This is a genomic window from Nonomuraea maheshkhaliensis, assembly GCF_039529435.1.
GTDB classification, from domain to species: Bacteria; Actinomycetota; Actinomycetes; order Streptosporangiales; family Streptosporangiaceae; genus Nonomuraea; species Nonomuraea maheshkhaliensis.
In genome coordinates this window covers 61,617-76,855 of the sequence record NZ_BAAAMU010000047.1, presented here as the reverse complement: position 1 = coordinate 76,855, position 15,239 = coordinate 61,617, and the positions used below count along the sequence as shown (strand labels likewise).

The 15,239-nt window shown below is 70.2% G+C and carries 14 protein-coding genes; 7 read left to right on the top strand and 7 right to left on the bottom strand.

Going from position 1 to position 15,239, the window contains the following annotated elements; translation table 11 throughout:
- The coding region (locus tag ABFX54_RS28575; RefSeq protein ID WP_346109646.1) for a saccharopine dehydrogenase family protein at positions 1-574 on the bottom strand (574 nt) is incomplete at its 3' end.
- Positions 575-791: 217 nt separating this feature from the next.
- On the opposite strand from ABFX54_RS28575, the gene ABFX54_RS28570 reads away from it, so the two are divergent.
- Positions 792-2,870, top strand: coding sequence for a serine/threonine-protein kinase (locus ABFX54_RS28570; RefSeq protein WP_346109645.1), 2,079 nt, complete (start codon positions 792-794; stop codon positions 2,868-2,870).
- A 58-nt stretch (positions 2,871-2,928) separates the two neighbouring features.
- A complete protein-coding gene (locus ABFX54_RS28565) occupies positions 2,929-3,927 on the top strand; it encodes a malate dehydrogenase (RefSeq protein WP_346109644.1) in 999 nt (332 codons plus the stop codon).
- A gap of 276 nt (positions 3,928-4,203) precedes the next feature.
- On the opposite strand, the gene galE is transcribed toward ABFX54_RS28565, so the two are convergent.
- Complete coding sequence (galE, locus tag ABFX54_RS28560; RefSeq protein WP_346109643.1) at positions 4,204-5,151, bottom strand: UDP-glucose 4-epimerase GalE; 948 nt, start codon at positions 5,149-5,151, stop codon at positions 4,204-4,206.
- 86 nt (positions 5,152-5,237) lie between these two features.
- On the opposite strand from galE, the gene ABFX54_RS28555 reads away from it, so the two are divergent.
- Both ABFX54_RS28555 and trpS read left to right on the top strand, forming a co-directional pair.
- Entirely contained in the window at positions 5,238-6,551 is a 1,314-nt protein-coding gene (locus ABFX54_RS28555; protein WP_346109642.1) for a hemolysin family protein, read from the top strand.
- A gap of 14 nt (positions 6,552-6,565) precedes the next feature.
- Positions 6,566-7,570, top strand: coding sequence for a tryptophan--tRNA ligase (gene trpS / locus ABFX54_RS28550; protein ID WP_346109641.1), 1,005 nt, complete (start codon positions 6,566-6,568; stop codon positions 7,568-7,570).
- A 99-nt stretch (positions 7,571-7,669) separates the two neighbouring features.
- Here trpS and ABFX54_RS28545 read toward each other — a convergent pair whose 3' ends face one another.
- The 3 genes from ABFX54_RS28545 to ABFX54_RS28535 form a co-directional block, all read right to left on the bottom strand.
- Entirely contained in the window at positions 7,670-7,864 is a 195-nt protein-coding gene (locus ABFX54_RS28545; protein ID WP_346109640.1) for a hypothetical protein, read from the bottom strand.
- 149 nt (positions 7,865-8,013) lie between these two features.
- Positions 8,014-9,180, bottom strand: a complete 1,167-nt coding sequence (locus ABFX54_RS28540) for a helix-turn-helix domain-containing protein (RefSeq protein WP_346109639.1) — start codon at positions 9,178-9,180, stop codon at positions 8,014-8,016.
- A 254-nt stretch (positions 9,181-9,434) separates the two neighbouring features.
- Positions 9,435-9,944 carry a MarR family winged helix-turn-helix transcriptional regulator gene (locus tag ABFX54_RS28535; RefSeq protein ID WP_346109638.1) on the bottom strand — a complete coding sequence of 170 codons (510 nt, stop codon included), beginning with the start codon at positions 9,942-9,944 and terminating at the stop codon, positions 9,435-9,437.
- Between the two features lie 61 nt (positions 9,945-10,005).
- Here ABFX54_RS28535 and ABFX54_RS28530 point away from each other — a divergent pair, with 61 nt between their 5' ends.
- Both ABFX54_RS28530 and ABFX54_RS28525 read left to right on the top strand, forming a co-directional pair.
- Entirely contained in the window at positions 10,006-11,289 is a 1,284-nt protein-coding gene (locus ABFX54_RS28530) for an amidohydrolase family protein (protein ID WP_346109637.1), read from the top strand.
- A gap of 38 nt (positions 11,290-11,327) precedes the next feature.
- A complete protein-coding gene (locus ABFX54_RS28525; RefSeq protein ID WP_346109636.1) occupies positions 11,328-12,305 on the top strand; it encodes a YihY/virulence factor BrkB family protein in 978 nt (325 codons plus the stop codon).
- On the opposite strand, the gene ABFX54_RS28520 is transcribed toward ABFX54_RS28525, so the two are convergent.
- Positions 12,294-13,406, bottom strand: a complete 1,113-nt coding sequence (locus ABFX54_RS28520) for a D-alanyl-D-alanine carboxypeptidase family protein (RefSeq protein ID WP_346109635.1) — start codon at positions 13,404-13,406, stop codon at positions 12,294-12,296. The two genes, ABFX54_RS28525 and ABFX54_RS28520, sit on opposite strands and share 12 nt — an antisense overlap.
- Positions 13,407-13,432: 26 nt before the next feature.
- Here ABFX54_RS28520 and ABFX54_RS57070 point away from each other — a divergent pair, with 26 nt between their 5' ends.
- Positions 13,433-13,738, top strand: coding sequence for an SCO4848 family membrane protein (locus tag ABFX54_RS57070; protein WP_428834584.1), 306 nt, complete (start codon positions 13,433-13,435; stop codon positions 13,736-13,738).
- Here ABFX54_RS57070 and ABFX54_RS28510 read toward each other — a convergent pair.
- A complete protein-coding gene (locus ABFX54_RS28510) occupies positions 13,710-15,062 on the bottom strand; it encodes a peptide ligase PGM1-related protein (RefSeq protein WP_346109633.1) in 1,353 nt (450 codons plus the stop codon). The two genes, ABFX54_RS57070 and ABFX54_RS28510, sit on opposite strands and share 29 nt — an antisense overlap.
- Positions 15,063-15,239: the final 177 nt, after the last annotated feature.

Below are 15,239 nucleotides of genomic sequence, written 5' to 3'. Positions count from 1 at the left end.
GGGCGCCCGCCCGCGCGGCCCGGCCGGCCCGACCGAGCACGGACAGGGCGCTGGCCAGCGTGCCGCCCGACGGCCGCCCGTTCCCGCGCAGGAAGCCGCTGACCTTGAGCGGGACGCCCTCGGGGAGCAGGCCGACGGTGTGCAGGACGCCGAGGTCGTACGGGATCGAGTCGAAGCCGCAGGCGTGCACGAGCTTCGCGCCGCTCGTGACCGCCCGCTCGTGGTGGCGCACGTACATGCGGTCCACGAACTCCGATTCGCCCGTGAGGTCCAGATAGTGGGTGCCGGCGTCGGCGCAGGCGGCGACGAGCGGCTCGCCGTGCACGACGTACGGGCCGACCGTGCTCGCCACGACGCGCGTCCGCCGGGCGAGCTCCGCCAGCGAGGCCGGGTCGGTGGCGTCGGCGCGCAGGATGGGCGCGTCGATCCCGAGCCGCTCCAGCTTGGCCGGGTCACGCCCGGCCAGCGCCCACCGGGCGCCCGGCGGGGCGGCACGCGCGAGGTAGCGGGCGGTCAGCTCGCCGGTGAATCCGCTCGCGCCGAAGAGCACGATGTCGTACGGGCGCTCGTCCATGATCCCGAGGCTGGTCGAGAAGCGGGCCGGACGCAAGGGCTCGCTTACCCATGCTTGCGGAATCGCGGGAAAAGTTCCCTTCGTTCCTGCGAAAATGACGAAGCCGTGCGCGAAAGAGTCGAAGCCGTGACGTCACGAAGCATTAACGGATCCCTGTGAAGTTGCTGAGCGTCGTAAAGTTTGCGTCGATGGGGTTCAGTACACGTGGGGATGACGAATGCCGCAGATCTCGCCGCTGGTCGCCGGCGATCCCACCGAGCTGGGGTCTTTCCGGCTGTCCGGGCGGATCGGGGAGGGCGGCCAGGGCATCGTCTACCTGGGCGTCGACGACAAGGGCGAGCGGGCCGCGATCAAGCTGCTGCACGTCAAGTTCAGCGGTGACACCATCGCCAGGTCGAGGTTCGCCAGGGAGCTGAAGGCGGCGCAGCGGGTGGCGTCGTTCTGCACGGCCCGGGTGATGGAGGCCGATCTCGACGGCGACACGCCGTACATCGCCAGCGAGTACATCGACGGCCGGCCCCTGCGCGAGATCATCGAGGAGGACGGCCCGCTCACCGGCACCGTCCTCGACCGGCTGGCCATCGGCACCGCCACCGCGCTCACGGCGATCCACCACGCCTCGATCGTCCACCGCGACTTCAAGCCCGACAACGTGCTGATCGCCGCCGACGGGCCGCGCGTGGTCGACTTCGGCATCGCCCGGATCATCGACTCCACCGGCACGATCACCAGCCGCGCGATCGGCACCCCCGCCTACATGGCGCCCGAGCAGATCGCCGGCGACGACATCGGGCCCTACACCGACGTGTTCTCCTGGGGCGCCACCATCGCCTTCGCGGCGACCGGGGAGGTGGCCTTCGAGGGCAAGTCCATCGCGATGGTGCTCAACCGGATCCTCAACCACGAGGTCGACGTCGGCATGATGCACGAGCCGCTGCAGAGCGTGGTGCGCTCGGCGCTGTCGAAGTCGCCGGCCGAACGCCCCTCCGCCGACCAGATCCTGCTGCGGCTGCTCGGCCAGGCGTCCACCGTCGGGGCCTCCACGGCGGTGCTGACCAGGGGCGTGCAGGTCGCCAGCGACGACACCACGCCGTTCACCAGGGTGTCGGCCGGCTCGATCACGGAGCAGCCGGGCCGCCAGGGCACCGTGGCGCCGCCGTCCCAGACCGGCGCGAGCGCGGCGCCGTCGTCCACGAGCGGCGGCCCCGTGCCGCACGCCCAGGCCCGTGGCGGGCTGTCCCAGCTGACCACGCACGGTTCGCCGGCGCAGCAGCAGGAGCACCGCACGACCGGGCAGACGGGATCGGCTCCGCTCACCGGACCCTCGGGGCAGGCGGGCGCGCCGTACGCCGGCCCCGCGCCGCAGGACGGAGGCGGGCCGCCGTACCCGATGGGCGAGCCCGCCGGGCCCGAGCGCAGCCGGCGGGCGCGGGTGTGGCTGGGTGTGCTCACCGCGCTCGCGCTGCTGGCCGCCGCCGCGATCGCGCTGGTCCTGAACGGCTGGAGCCCTCTGGCGTTCACCGGCGACACGACCCCGGAGCGCACGTCCAACGCGGGCTCCGGCGCCGGCCTGTCCTCGGTCGTGGACAAGGTGGCCCAGACCGGGAAGATCGTCATCGGCGTCAAGGGCGACCTGCCGGGCGTCGGGCTGCAGAACGGCGACGCCTTCCAGGGCTTCGACGTCGAGATCGCCAAACGCCTGGCGACGGGGCTGGGGGCCAGGCAGACGACGTTCGTCAGGGTCGGACGCGACGACCGCGCGTCGTCGCTGGCCGACGGCGAGACCGACCTCATCGTCGCCACCTACTCGATCGACAAGAGCGACACCCAGTTCGCCGGCCCCTACTACCTCGCCCACCAGGACCTCCTCGTGCACGCGGGCGGCGGGATCGACGAGCTCGGCGACCTGAAGGGCAAGCGCATCTGCGCGCCCAACAGCCCGTCGGTCGGCGCCGTCCAGGACCGGGTGAAGGTCGTGCCGGTGGTGGCCAGCGACTACGCCGCCTGCATGGACCTGCTCAGGAGCGGGAAGGTCGACGCGGTGCCCGGTGACGATCTGATCCTGGCCGGCTTCGCGGCCAGGGAGAACCTGCGGTACAAGATCCTCGGCGCGAAGCTCACCAACGAGCGCTACGCCGTCGGCATCAGGGACGGCGACGTGAAGACCTGCAAGGCGGTGAAGGCGGTGATCGCCGACCTCTACGCCAAGGGCGTCGTCGGGCAGCTCCTGACCAGCCATTTCGGAAAGGTCGAGTTCAAAGCGGAGCTGAAAGTGCCCGCGATGGAAACCTGCTGATGACAAGCGGGTAACATCCCCAACGTCAATGAATCACGCTGCGAGTTAGGGGAAGGCCATGGCGTCGTCAGCCACTGCGCCCGTCAAGGTGCCCGTCAAGGTGACAGTCACCGGAGCCGCCGGCCAGATCGGCTACGCACTGCTTTTCCGCATCGCGTCGGGGCAGCTGCTCGGCGCCGACGTGCCGGTCAAGCTCAGCCTGCTGGAGATCCCCGCGGCGGTGAAGGCGGCCGAGGGCACCGCGATGGAGCTGGACGACTGCGCGTTCCCGCTGCTGTCCGGGATCGAGATCACCGACGACCCGAACGTCGCCTTCAACGGCGCCAACATCGCCCTGCTGGTCGGCGCCATGCCGCGTAAGGCCGGCATGGAGCGCGGCGACCTGCTCGGCGCCAACGGCGGCATCTTCGGCCCGCAGGGCAAGGCGATCAACGAGCACGCCGCCGACGACATCAAGGTCCTGGTCGTGGGCAACCCGGCCAACACCAACGCGCTCATCGCCCAGAAGAACGCGCCCGACGTGCCGGCCGACCGCTTCACCGCGATGACCAGGCTCGACCACAACCGCGCGCTGTCGCAGCTGGCGGCCAAGCTCCAGGTGCCGGTGACCGAGATCAAGAAGATGACGATCTGGGGCAACCACTCGGCCACCCAGTACCCCGACCTGTTCCACGCCGAGGTGGGCGGCAAGGTCGCGGCCGAGCAGGTCGAGTCCGACTGGCTGAGCGGCACGTTCATCCCGACGGTGGCCAAGCGCGGCGCCGCCATCATCGAGGCCCGCGGCGCCTCGTCGGCCGCCTCGGCCGCCAACGCCGCGATCGACCACGTCTACGACTGGGTCAACGGCACCGAGTGGACCTCCGCCGCCGTGGTCTCCGACGGCTCCTACGGCGTGCCTGAGGGCCTCATCTCGTCCTTCCCCGTCAAGGCGGCGGGCGGCAAGTTCGAGATCATCCAGGGCCTCGACATCGACGCCTTCTCCCGCGAGCGCATCGACGCCAGCGTGCGCGAGCTGGAGGAGGAGCGTCAGGCGGTCAAGGAGCTGGGCCTCATCTGAGCGGTCCCCGCGTTCCATCGAGCGCGCGCGTCCTGTCGGCGGGGCGTGCGCGTTCTGCTGTACGTCGGGCCGTTCCGGCCGCCGTTGCGCCAGGGCTCGCCTCGTCGCAGGGCCACGGCAGGATCGCCGCGGCGGACTGGGGGGTGGCGAAGATCACGCCGGCCGCGGCCAGGAGGCTGCCGGCCACGATGAGGCCGCCGAAGATCAGCTTCGTGACCCTTGGTGAAAAGCTCCTCACATTTAGGTATCACAGCACACATTGCCCCGCCGTATGGCTCATTTCTCGGAAAGCGCTCCCCAGGCGTCGGAGACGATGTCGCGCAGCGACGCCCGTTCGGGCTTCCAGCCCAGCTCACGCTGGATCCGCGCGGACGAGGCGACCAGGACGGCCGGGTCGCCGGCGCGCCGCTCGCCCACCACGGCCGGGATCTCGTGCCCGGTGACCTCGCGGCAGACCGAGATCACCTCCTGCACGGAGAAGCCGGTGCCGTTGCCCAGGTTGTAGATCCGGTGCTCGCCGGGCGTGATCGCCCCGAGCGCCAGCAGGTGGGCCCTGGCCAGGTCGGACACGTGGACGTAGTCGCGCACGCAGGTGCCGTCGGGCGTGGGGTAGTCGGTGCCGAACACGCTCACCGACTCGCGCTCGCCGGTCGCGACCTTGAGCACGTTGGGGATGAGGTGGGTCTCGACCGCGTGCCGCTCCCGGAAGCGGCCGTAGGCGCCCGCCACGTTGAAGTAGCGCAGGCTCACCGCGCCCAGCCCGCGCAGCCCCGCGTAGGCGCTCAGGGCCGTGTCCACGGCCAGTTTCGAGGCGCCGTAGGGGTTGGTCGGGCGCGTCGGGTCGTCCTCCTCGATCGGGGAGCGCTCGGGCTCGCCGTACGTGGCCGCCGTCGAGGAGAACACGATCGAGCCCACGCCCGCGTCGCGCATGGCGTCGAGCAGCGCCAGCGTGCCGCCCAGGTTGTTGGCCCAGTAGAGCCCCGGCTTCTGCACCGACTCGCCCACGAGCGACTTGGCCGCGAAGTGCAGCACCGCGTCCGCGCCGGCGAGCGCGGGCCCGGCCTCGTGGATGCCGGCCTGGACGAACCTGGCGCCCTCCGGCACCGCGTCCTGGTGCCCGGTCGACAGGTCGTCGAGCACGGTCACCTCGTGTCCCGCCTCGACGAGCTGCGCGGCGACGACACTGCCGACATATCCGGCACCACCGGTGACCAGCAGCCTCATGTTCACTCCTGTTCAAATATGTTTGATTTTGTACGGCTTGCCGTTCAGCATACGCGGGAAACCCGACGAGTACGCTGCCAACCACCATGTTTGACACCGTCGCGGCCAACATCGCCCTGGTCCTGCTCTTCATCCTGATCGGGGGCTTCTTCGCCGCCGCAGAAATCGCCATGGTCTCCCTGCGCGACAGCCAGGTCCGCAAGCTCTCGCAGCGCGGGCGCAGGGGCGAGCGCGTGGCCAAGCTCGCCCGCGATCCCAACCGGTTCCTGTCGGCCGTGCAGATCGGCGTGACCGTGGCCACCATGCTGTCGGCCGCGTTCGGCGCCGACCGGCTGGCCGCGCAACTCGTCCCCGTGCTGACGGGCTGGCGGGTGCCCGAGGCCGTGGCGCCCGTCCTGGCACTGGTGCTGGTGACGCTGGCCATCTCGTACTTGTCCCTGGTCCTCGGCGAGCTGGCGCCCAAGCGGCTGGCCCTGCAACGGGCGGAGGGCCTGTCGCTCTACGTGGCGCCCTTCCTCGACCGCATCGCCTCCCTGTCGCGCCCGATCATCTGGATGTTGTCGAAGTCCACCGACGGCGTGGTCAAGCTGCTCGGCGGCAACCCGCACGCCGACCGCGAGGAGGTCACCACCGAGGAACTGCGTGACATGGTGGTCGGGCACACCGACCTGACCGCCGACGAGCGCAAGCTCATCGGCGAGGTGTTCGCCGCCGGCAAGCGGCAACTGCGCGAGGTGATGCTGCCGCGCACGGAGGTCGAGTTCATGGAGGCCGACACGCCGCTGAACGAGGCCGCCCGGCTGGCCGCCACACTCCCGCACTCGCGCTTCCCCGTCTATCGCGGCTCCTACGACGAGGTGATCGGCTTCGTCCACGTACGCGACCTGCTCGACCCGGAGCTGATCGGCCGGATCGAGCCGATCAGCGCGGTCGTGCCGATCAGGACGGCCAAGTTCGTGCCCGCCTCCAAGCGCCTGCTCACCACGCTCAACGAGATGCGCGACGAGGGCCAGCACCTGGCCATCGTGGTGGACGAGTACGGCGGCACGGCCGGTATCGTCACCATGGAGGACCTGGTCGAGGAGCTGATCGGCGACATCAGGGACGAGTACGACGTCGAGGAGGACGTCGTCGTCCTGCCCGCCGGCGAGATCGAGATCGACGGCCTGACGAACCTCAACGACTTCGCCACCGAGACCGGCATCCGCCTCCCGGACGGTCCCTACGAGACGCTGGCCGGCTTCGTCATGGCCATGCTGGGTCACCTTCCTGAGGAGGGGGAACGGGTCGAGCTGGCCGGGCTCGAACTGACGGTCACCGAGCTGGACGGCCGCCGGATCGCCCGGGTACGGGTGAAACGCCGACCAGTGACCGAGTCGCCGCCCGACCAGGATTCCTGACACAATTGCCTGCTATGGCCAGACCTCGTGTACTCTCCGGCATCCAGCCCACGGCGGACTCTTTCCATCTGGGCAACTACCTGGGTGCCGTCCGCCAGTGGGTCACCTTGCAGGAGACCCACGACGCGTTCTACTGCGTGGTCGATCTCCACGCGATCACCGTGCCGACCGAGCCCGCCGCGCTGCGCCGCCGCAGCCGCGTGGCCGCGGCCCAGCTCTTCGCCGCCGGGCTCGACCCCGAGCGCTCCACCGTCTTCGTGCAGTCGCACGTGCGCGAGCACACCGAGCTGGCGTGGGTGCTGATCTGCCTCACCGGCATGGGTGAGGCCGCCAGGATGACGCAGTTCAAGGACAAGTCGGCCAAGTTCGGCGAGAGCGCGGCCAGCGTCGGCCTGTTCACCTACCCGATCCTCCAGGCCGCCGACATCCTGCTCTACCAGGCGAACCGGGTCCCGGTCGGCGCCGACCAGAAGCAGCACCTCGAACTCACCCGTGACCTGGGGCAGCGCTTCAACCACCGGTTCGGCGACACGTTCACGCTGCCGGAGCCGCACATCCTCAAGGAGGTCGAGAAGATCACCGACCTCCAGGACCCGACGGCGAAGATGTCGAAGTCGTCCTCCAGCCCGGCGGGCATTCTCGACGTCCTGGAGCAGCCGGGGCCACTGCGCAAGAAGGTCATGCGCGCGGTGACCGACACGGGCTCCGAGGTCCTCTTCGACGAGGAGAACAAGCCCGGCATCTCCAACCTGCTGCGCATCCTGTCGGCGCTGACCACCACGCCCATCCCCGAGCTGGTCGCCCGCTACGAGGGCCAGGGCTACGGCACGTTCAAGAAGGACGTCGCCGAGGCGGTCGTGGAGACGTTCTCGCCGATCAGGGAGCGCACCGAGAAGCTGCTGTCCGACGAGGCCGAGCTGGACCGGTTGCTGGCGATCGGCGCCGGGCGCGCCGCCGCGGTGGCCAAGGAGACCATGGCTCTCGTCCGCGAGCGGGTGGGCTTCCTGCCTACGCTGTGACCTCACGGCCGTCAAGGGCCGGGCGCGCCGGTCAACCGGCGCGCCCGGCCCTTTTCCCGCCCCGCTCCCCGAGCCCGCCCCGGCCCGGGGACGGGCCGCTCATCTCGTCCGCGCCGCCCGGTGCACGCGCAGCAGGGCCCGCAGGGCCGCCAGGCTGGGCCTGGTGAGACGTACGTCGCCACGGACGGCGGTCCAGCCGGACGGATCCCGTTCGAAGGTCCATCCGGAGAACTCGCGGTTCGCCTCCTGCAGCAGGTGTTCCATGACGAAGTCGGCACTCGGCGCACTAGACATGAACGCACAGTGGCATGTGAACGCCTGTGCGTGACGAACTCGGGCGAAGGATCTCCCCGTTCGCGATGACCGAACTCCCAGTTCGCACCTCAGCCGGGGATGCCTCAGATGGGGATGCCTCAGATGGGGATGCCTCAGATGGGGATGCCTCAGATGGGGATGTCGTGCCGTTCGGCCAGATAGCGGACCTCAGGCGCCCACGACGGGCGCGCCCGGCGCGCCAGTGACCTGACCATCTCCCGCAGCAGCAGCTTGTGGTCGAGCTCCTCCGGGCACTCGCGCTCGATCCGCAGCAGGTGGAGCAGGCTGGCGGCGTCGTCGCCCAGGTCCTCGCAGGCGCGGGCGACGTGGCCGAGATGGGTGGCGCGCCGCTCGATGGACGGCGTGCGCCGCAGGTCGATGTCGTCGGCCAGGCGCAGCACCGCCTCGGGGCGGCCGATGTCGTGCTCGATGCTGGCGACATGGATGGCGAGGTTGGTGGGCCCGAAGAAGGCCAGGTCGTAGTCGGGCGAGGCGTCGTCCACGCGTTCGGCCAGCCGCGCGGCGGGCCCGCGCAGGCGTTCCCTGGCCCCGTCGTCGTCGCCCATCCTGGCCTCGCCGATCGCGGTGAGCAGGTGCAGCGCGCCGAGCGCCTTGAGATGGCGGTCGTCGCCGTCGGCGACGTGCGGTTCGAGCAGCTCGATGCCACGCCGGCCGACGTCGTACGCGATCTCGTGCATGTCGTCGGAGAGCATCGACTGCCCGAGGTTCCAGTACGCCCACGCGATCATCAGCGGGTCCTCGGACTCCTCGGCGAAGCGCATGGCCCGGTCGGCCGCGAGATGCGACAGATCCACCCGTCGCAGGTGCTTCAGCACCCCCCTGGCCAGCAGGTACGCGTCCGTCGCCACGCGGTAGGAGTCCGGCGCGTGATCGAGCACCAGGTTCTCGGCGTCGGTGACGAGGGAGGGCAGCGCGGCCATGAGGATCGAGTAGCGGCGGGTCGAGGTGAACCAGGCGTTGCGCGCCGCGGCCACCCGCTCGGAGAGCTGCTCGGCGTCGGGCGGCTCGATGTCGGGCGCCAGCGACCGGCACGTGAACAGGGCCCGCTCGATGTCGCCGATCTGCGGCCTGCTGGGCTCGTGGGAGTCGCGCGGGGTCTCGCCTAAGAGGACCGCGGTGCGGACGCCGAGCACTTTGGCGATCTCCCTGAGCAGTGGCAGCGACGGTGTTCGCTTGCCGTGCTCGATCAGCTCGATGTGCCTGGGGGTGCACCCGGACTGGGTGGCCAGCGCGGTGGTGCTCATGCCCCGCCGTTCGCGCTGAAGCCTGACCATTTGCCCGGTGGCTATTTCGGACATAGGCGTGACGCCTCCTGGATCGGTCGCAACACCCCACAGGTTAGGGCTCCCGATGTCCGCCCGTACGGGTTTCCGCCCTGCTCAGGCCGTATCACGCGGAGAACGGCGGGCAGGCGGGCGCTCCCGGGGAACGCGTAGAACATTCATGTTTCGGTCGCGGTCGGGAGCGCGAGCAGGCCGTCCTCATCGCGGGCGGGCGCTGGTCGGGCCGGACACTCAGGGGCGGGTGCTCAGCGGTAGCGGCGGCGGCCCACGTGGACCAGCAGTTCGCGGAGCACGTCGGCGGCCTGGCGTACCGTCTCCTCCGGCAGCGCCGCGGTGATCTCGGTGTGGGCCCTGGTCGAAGCCTTCAGTGCCGCCCTGGCCTGGCGCCGGCCCTCGTCCGTCAGCCGGACCCAGCGGCTGCGCGCGTCGCCCGGGTCGGCCTCGCGCTCGACGTATCCGGCCGCCGCCAGCCGCTGCAGCACGTTGCTGATGCCGCCCGAGGTGAGCATCAGCGACTTCGACAGCTCGCTCGGCTTCATCCGGTAGGGCGGATCGTCGGCTCGGTTGAGCGTCGTCAGCACGTCGAACTCGGCGTACGTCAGCCCCAGCTCCGACAGCTCCGCCTTGATCGCCTGCTCGAACAGCAGGTGGAGGCGGGTGACGCGCTTGCCCAGCTCCAGCGTGGCGATGAGCGACGACGGCAGCCCCGCCTCTTTCCAGCGGGGCACGAGCGCGTCGATCTCATCCTGTTTCACGCCATCGAGGATACCCAGCGGCAGATTGCTTTCTGAAAAGCTTCTTAATAAGCTTTTGACTATGCATAGTCTGATCAAGAACGGCCTCGTCATCGACACCGAGCCGGAGCCCGTCGTCCTCGGCCACGCCGACGTGCGCGTCGAGGACGGCGTGATCACCGAGGTGGGCCGGGACCTGCCCGAAGCCCGGGGAGCGGAGGTGGCGCAGGTGATCGACGCGACCGGGCGGATCGTGCTGCCCGGCTTCGTCGACACCCACCGCCACACCTGGCAGGCGGGCATCAGGGCGGCCGGACCCGACGTCGACTTCCCGCAGTACATGCGGCGCGTCTTCGACGAGCTGGCCCCGCGCCACCGCCCTCAGGACGTCTACGCGGGCACCCTGGCCGGGGCGCTGGAGTGCCTGGACGCCGGCATCACCACGCTCCTCGACTGGTCGCACGCCCAGTTCACCCCCGAGCACACCGGCGCCTCCGTCCGGGCGCTGCGCGAGTCCGGCATCAGGGCCGTCTTCGGCTACTGCTACGGCGGCCCGCCCGGCGGGCTGGTCGCGGAGACCCGCCGGGTGCGCGAGACGCTCTTCGACACGCCCGGCCTGGTCGGCATGGCGATGGCGGCCCTCGGCCCCGAGATAGCAGAGGAGAAGCGCGTCCTGGAGGAGTGGCGGCTGGCGGAGGAGCTGGGCCTGCCGGTCACCGCGCATCTCGGCGGGCACGGCAGGGAGAACGCGGTCAAAGGGCTCGCCTTCCTGGAGGAACACGGGCTGCTGGCCGTCCCCACCACGTTCGTGCACGCGCTGCACTACACCGACGAGGAGTTCCGGCGCATCGCCGCCGCCGGCGGCACCGCCTCGGTCTCGCCGGTGGACGAGATGAACCTGGGCCTGGGCTACCCCACCACCGGCCGGGCCAGGGCGGCGGGCGTCCCGACCAGCCTGAGCGCCGATACCGTGGTGTGCGCCCCCGGCGACATGTTCAGCCAGATGCGCACCGCCCACCTGCTCGAACGCGGCCGCCCCGACGGCGCCGGGCTCGGCTTCACCACCCGCGACGCGCTGCGCCTGGCCACCATCGAGGGCGCCGAGGTGCTCGGCCTGGCCGGCGTCGTCGGCTCGCTGCGGCCGGGCAAGCAGGCCGACCTCGTGCTTCTGCGTACGGACACGTTCGGCATGGCCGCCGCCCACGACCCGATCGGCGCGGTCGTGCTGAACGCCGACACCAGCGTGGTCGAGACGGTCATGGTCGCCGGGCGTGTGGTCAAGCGCGGTGGGCAGTTGCTCCACCACGACCCGGCCGCGGTGCGCACGGCCCTGGCAGAGACGGCGGCCGCGATGGCAGGGGCGTGATCACGGGGTAGGAGCAGCTCCGGGAAGAGGGGCGGGCGATGGCGAGTCTGACGGAACGCGTCGAGTCGGTGAAGTCGTGGGGCCGGGCCAAGGTGGAGCGGTGGCGGGTGCGCCGGCTCTCGCTCGACCACCTCATCAGGGCGGTGCGCCGCTACCAGGCGCAGTCGGGCGACCTGCTGGCGGGCGCGGTCACCTACTTCGCGTTCCTGTCCTTCTTCCCGCTGGTGGCGCTCTCGTACGCCGTGCTCGGGTTCGTGGTGGCGACCAGCGATGCCACCAGGGACGCCCTGCAGCAGGCGATCGAGGAACGGCTGCCCGGCATCGCCGAGAACCTCGACCTGGCGAGCATCGCCACCGCCAGGGAGACCGCCGGCATCATCGGTCTGCTCGGCCTGCTCTACGCCGGGCTCGGCGCGCTCGACGCGCTGCGCACGGCGCTGCGGGAGATGTCGATGACCACCGCGCCGCCGCTCGGCTTCTTCGCCGGCAAGCTGCGCGACCTGGCCGCGCTGGTCATGATCGGCGTGACGGCGATCGTCTCCGTGCTGGTCGCCGGGTTCGCCACGACGGCGACGGACAAGGTCCTGCACTACCTGTTCGGCGGGTCCGCGCTGGCCGGCCTCGGGCTCAGGGTGGCCGGGGTGGTGGCGAGCGTGGGGGCCGACTGGCTGCTGTTCGTGATCCTGCTCGGCTGGGTCGCGCGCTCGGCCCAGCCGTTCCGTGAGATCGCCAAGGGGGCGCTGCTCGGGGCGGTCGGGTTCGGCGTGCTCAAGCAGATCGCGACGCTGCTGCTGGCGACCACGCTCGGCAACTCGGCGCTGTACGGCACGTTCGCGGTCATCGTCGGCCTGCTGGTCTGGATCAACTTCTCGGCCAGGCTCGTGCTGCTCGTCGCCGCCTGGACGGCCACCGCCGGGCTCTGCCCGCCCCCTTTCCCCACGCCGATCCCCGGTTCAGGTCCCGGTTCAGGTCCCGGCTCCGGCTCGGAGGAGGTGGGCAGGCTCTCAGAGGCGTGAGCGGGTGCGCCTGCGGTGGATGCCGTACGCGAGCCAGATCAGCCCGAACAGCAGCCCGCCACCGATCACCAGCGAGCCGATCATCCTGGTGTCGTCGGTCTGCCTGCCCGCCGCCGAGTCGAGCAGCGGCGGCTGCGGGGCCGGCGTGACCGAGGTGCCCGGCGAGGCGGAGGCGGCCGGCGCAGGCGCCGCGACCGGGAGCGGATCGACCAGCTGCCCGACGGGAGCGGCCTTGCCCCGCACCGAGAAGCCCCAGTCGAGCAGCGAGGCGACCTCGTCCCAGAAGAAGCCCTCGTGCCGCATGATGCTCACCACGATCGTGTGGCCGCCCCGGGTGGCCGCGCCGACGAAGCTCGCGCGGGCCTTCGACGTCCAGCCGTTCTTGACGCCGACCATGCCGTTGTAGCGCCAGAGCAGCTTGTTGTGGTTGCTGATCTCGTAGTGCCCTCTGGGCGCCGGGAACTTCGTGGTCTTCGTGCTGATGTAGCGTTTGAAGTCCGGGTTGGCCAGGCCGGCACGGGCGATCAGCGCCAGGTCGTACGCGGAGCTGCTCTGCCCCGGCTTGTCCAGGCCGCTCGGCGTCCTGGCCACGGTGTCGAACGCCTGCAGCCGCTTGGCCTCGGCGTTCATGTCACTCATGGTCTTGTCGAGGCCGCCGTTCGTCTCGGCCAGGGCCATGGCGGCGTCGTTGCCCGACGACATCAGCAGGCCCTTGAACAGGTCGTCGATCTTGTACGTCGCCTTGACCGACAGCCCGACCGCGCTGCCCTCCTGGTTGCAGGCGTTCCTGCTGGGCCGGATCTTGCGATCCTTGTCCAGCTTCGGGATCAGCGTGAGCGCGGTCAGCGCCTTCAGCGTGCTGGCCGGCAGATAGCGCCCGTGGGCGTCCTTCGCCGCCAGCACCTGCCCCGTGTCGGCGTCCGCGATGACGTACGAAGTAGCCTTGCTCTTGGGCGGCTTCTTGACGCCTGCGGGGGCGACCAGTCCGCGGCTGCCCAGCGCCTCGCCGCCGACCGGGGTCGTCGGCGCGGCGTACGCGGTCCCGCTGGTCAGCGAGGCCGCGGCGATGAGTGCCGTGACCGGCACGAGTTTCGTCCACATGGCGGTCTCAGCGTAGCTCCGTGTTAATGCCCATGTGGCGACACATCCCCCGAAGATCCACCTTCGATACTAGAGAGGCGCATGTGTCACGAAAGCTGGCCGCATTCCTCATCATTCTCGGCGTGTTTATGATCTTCGAGTGGGTGAATCTCGGGTTTAACTTGGCCGACGGGCATCCGACCGCCTTCTACGTCGTGCACGGCGTCCTGATCGCGGTGAACGTCGTCCTCGGGGTCGTCCTGGGGATCATCGGCTGGAGGGCCGTACGCGGCTCCGGGTCCGGCTCCGATGGGGACGCCGCGCTCAAGGGCCGCAGAGGAGACGGCGGGTGACGGCGTGCAGCTCGTCGGCTTCCTCGCGCGAGTCGCCGATCGAGGTGAAGCCCAGCTTGCCGTGGTCGGGCAGCGCGCCGAGCAGGTGGAAGACGTTCCCGGTACGCCGGTTCGCGTCGAAGCCGAGCCCGAGGCGCTCCGCCGTCCGCATCACCTCGCCGGGCGTACGCCCACGCAGGCATGGCGAAGCACAGTTGTCGGTCGCGGTGTAGAACTTCGGCTGATTTCCGGACATGAGATGACCGGTGGCCTCGTCGTACGTGGCCCCGGTCGTCAGCACGGCGGCCCCGAACGGATGCGTCGTGCCGCCGATCCGCAGATTGATCTCGCACAGCAGCGCCGCGTACCCGGCGTCGGCCTTCAGCGCGAAGAAGTCCATCCCGAACAGCCCGACCACGCCCCGCCCGGCCAGCGCCTCCGCGATCCGCCGCGCCGACGAGCCCACCTCGGCGCGGTACTCGGGCGCGGCGGGGAACGTGCAACCCTGGTAGACCTGCCCGTTCGGGCCGCCGAGCACCTGGTCGTGGGTGGCGAGCACCTGGGCCTGCCCGCCCGGCGTGATCTGCGCCAGCGCGCTCGGGTAGTAGAGCGGGCGGTGTTCGATGTACTCCTCGACCACGGCCCCCCGGTCGCGGATCTTCGCGGTGAAGCTGCCCCAGCTCTCACCCGCCGCCGAGAAGCTCGTCATCGCCCGGTCGGACTTCGGGACGATCACGTTGCCGAGCCCCGAATACCCGTCGTTCAGCTTGACGATCACCCGCTCGCCGGGCAGCGCCTCGATCGCCTCCTCGATCTGGAGCTCGGTGCGCACGTCGCCGAAACCCCGCGCCATCGGCACGCCGGCCTCGTGTCCCACTTCCCTGGCCCCGCTCTTGGAGCCGTAATAGGAAAGGGACGTCGCCGGTCCGTAGAGGGGCACGTTGAGTAACGACGCGAGCTGCTCCTCCAGCTCGCTCAGGACGAACGGCACCAGCCAAGCGTCACCGACGATCGCGGAGCGTAGTCGCTCGATGGCGTCGGGGCGGTCGAGCAGGTTCCTGGTCAACGGCTGGGACCAGGGCTCGTCGAGGCTGATCAGCGTCAGACGCTTGGCGGCGCCATCCGGATCGGGCAGGAACGCGAGGTAGTAGTCGACGATCTCGGGGTCGACCGGGGCCGAGGAGAGGTAGACCACCTTGACGCCGGGCTCGCGGAGCGTCAGCAGGAGGAACAGCAGGCGCTCCTCGTACGACCTGGCTCCCGTGATCCGGCGCAGCTCATCCTGCGGAAGGGAGAGCGAGGGCACGACCACCAGGGTCCCCTCACTCGGCTCGAAGATGCTCAACCCAGCATTCTTCTCCCCGAACGGGATATTAGTGATCATATAGCGAGTGAAACACGCATTCTTCTCAAAGACAGCCATCGCTAGAGTGTGATGACCATGACAGAAGGTGACAGGATTCGGAATCGCTGACCACGTTTGAACTGACAGCATCGGGTCACGATCTACTGATCCCTTGTG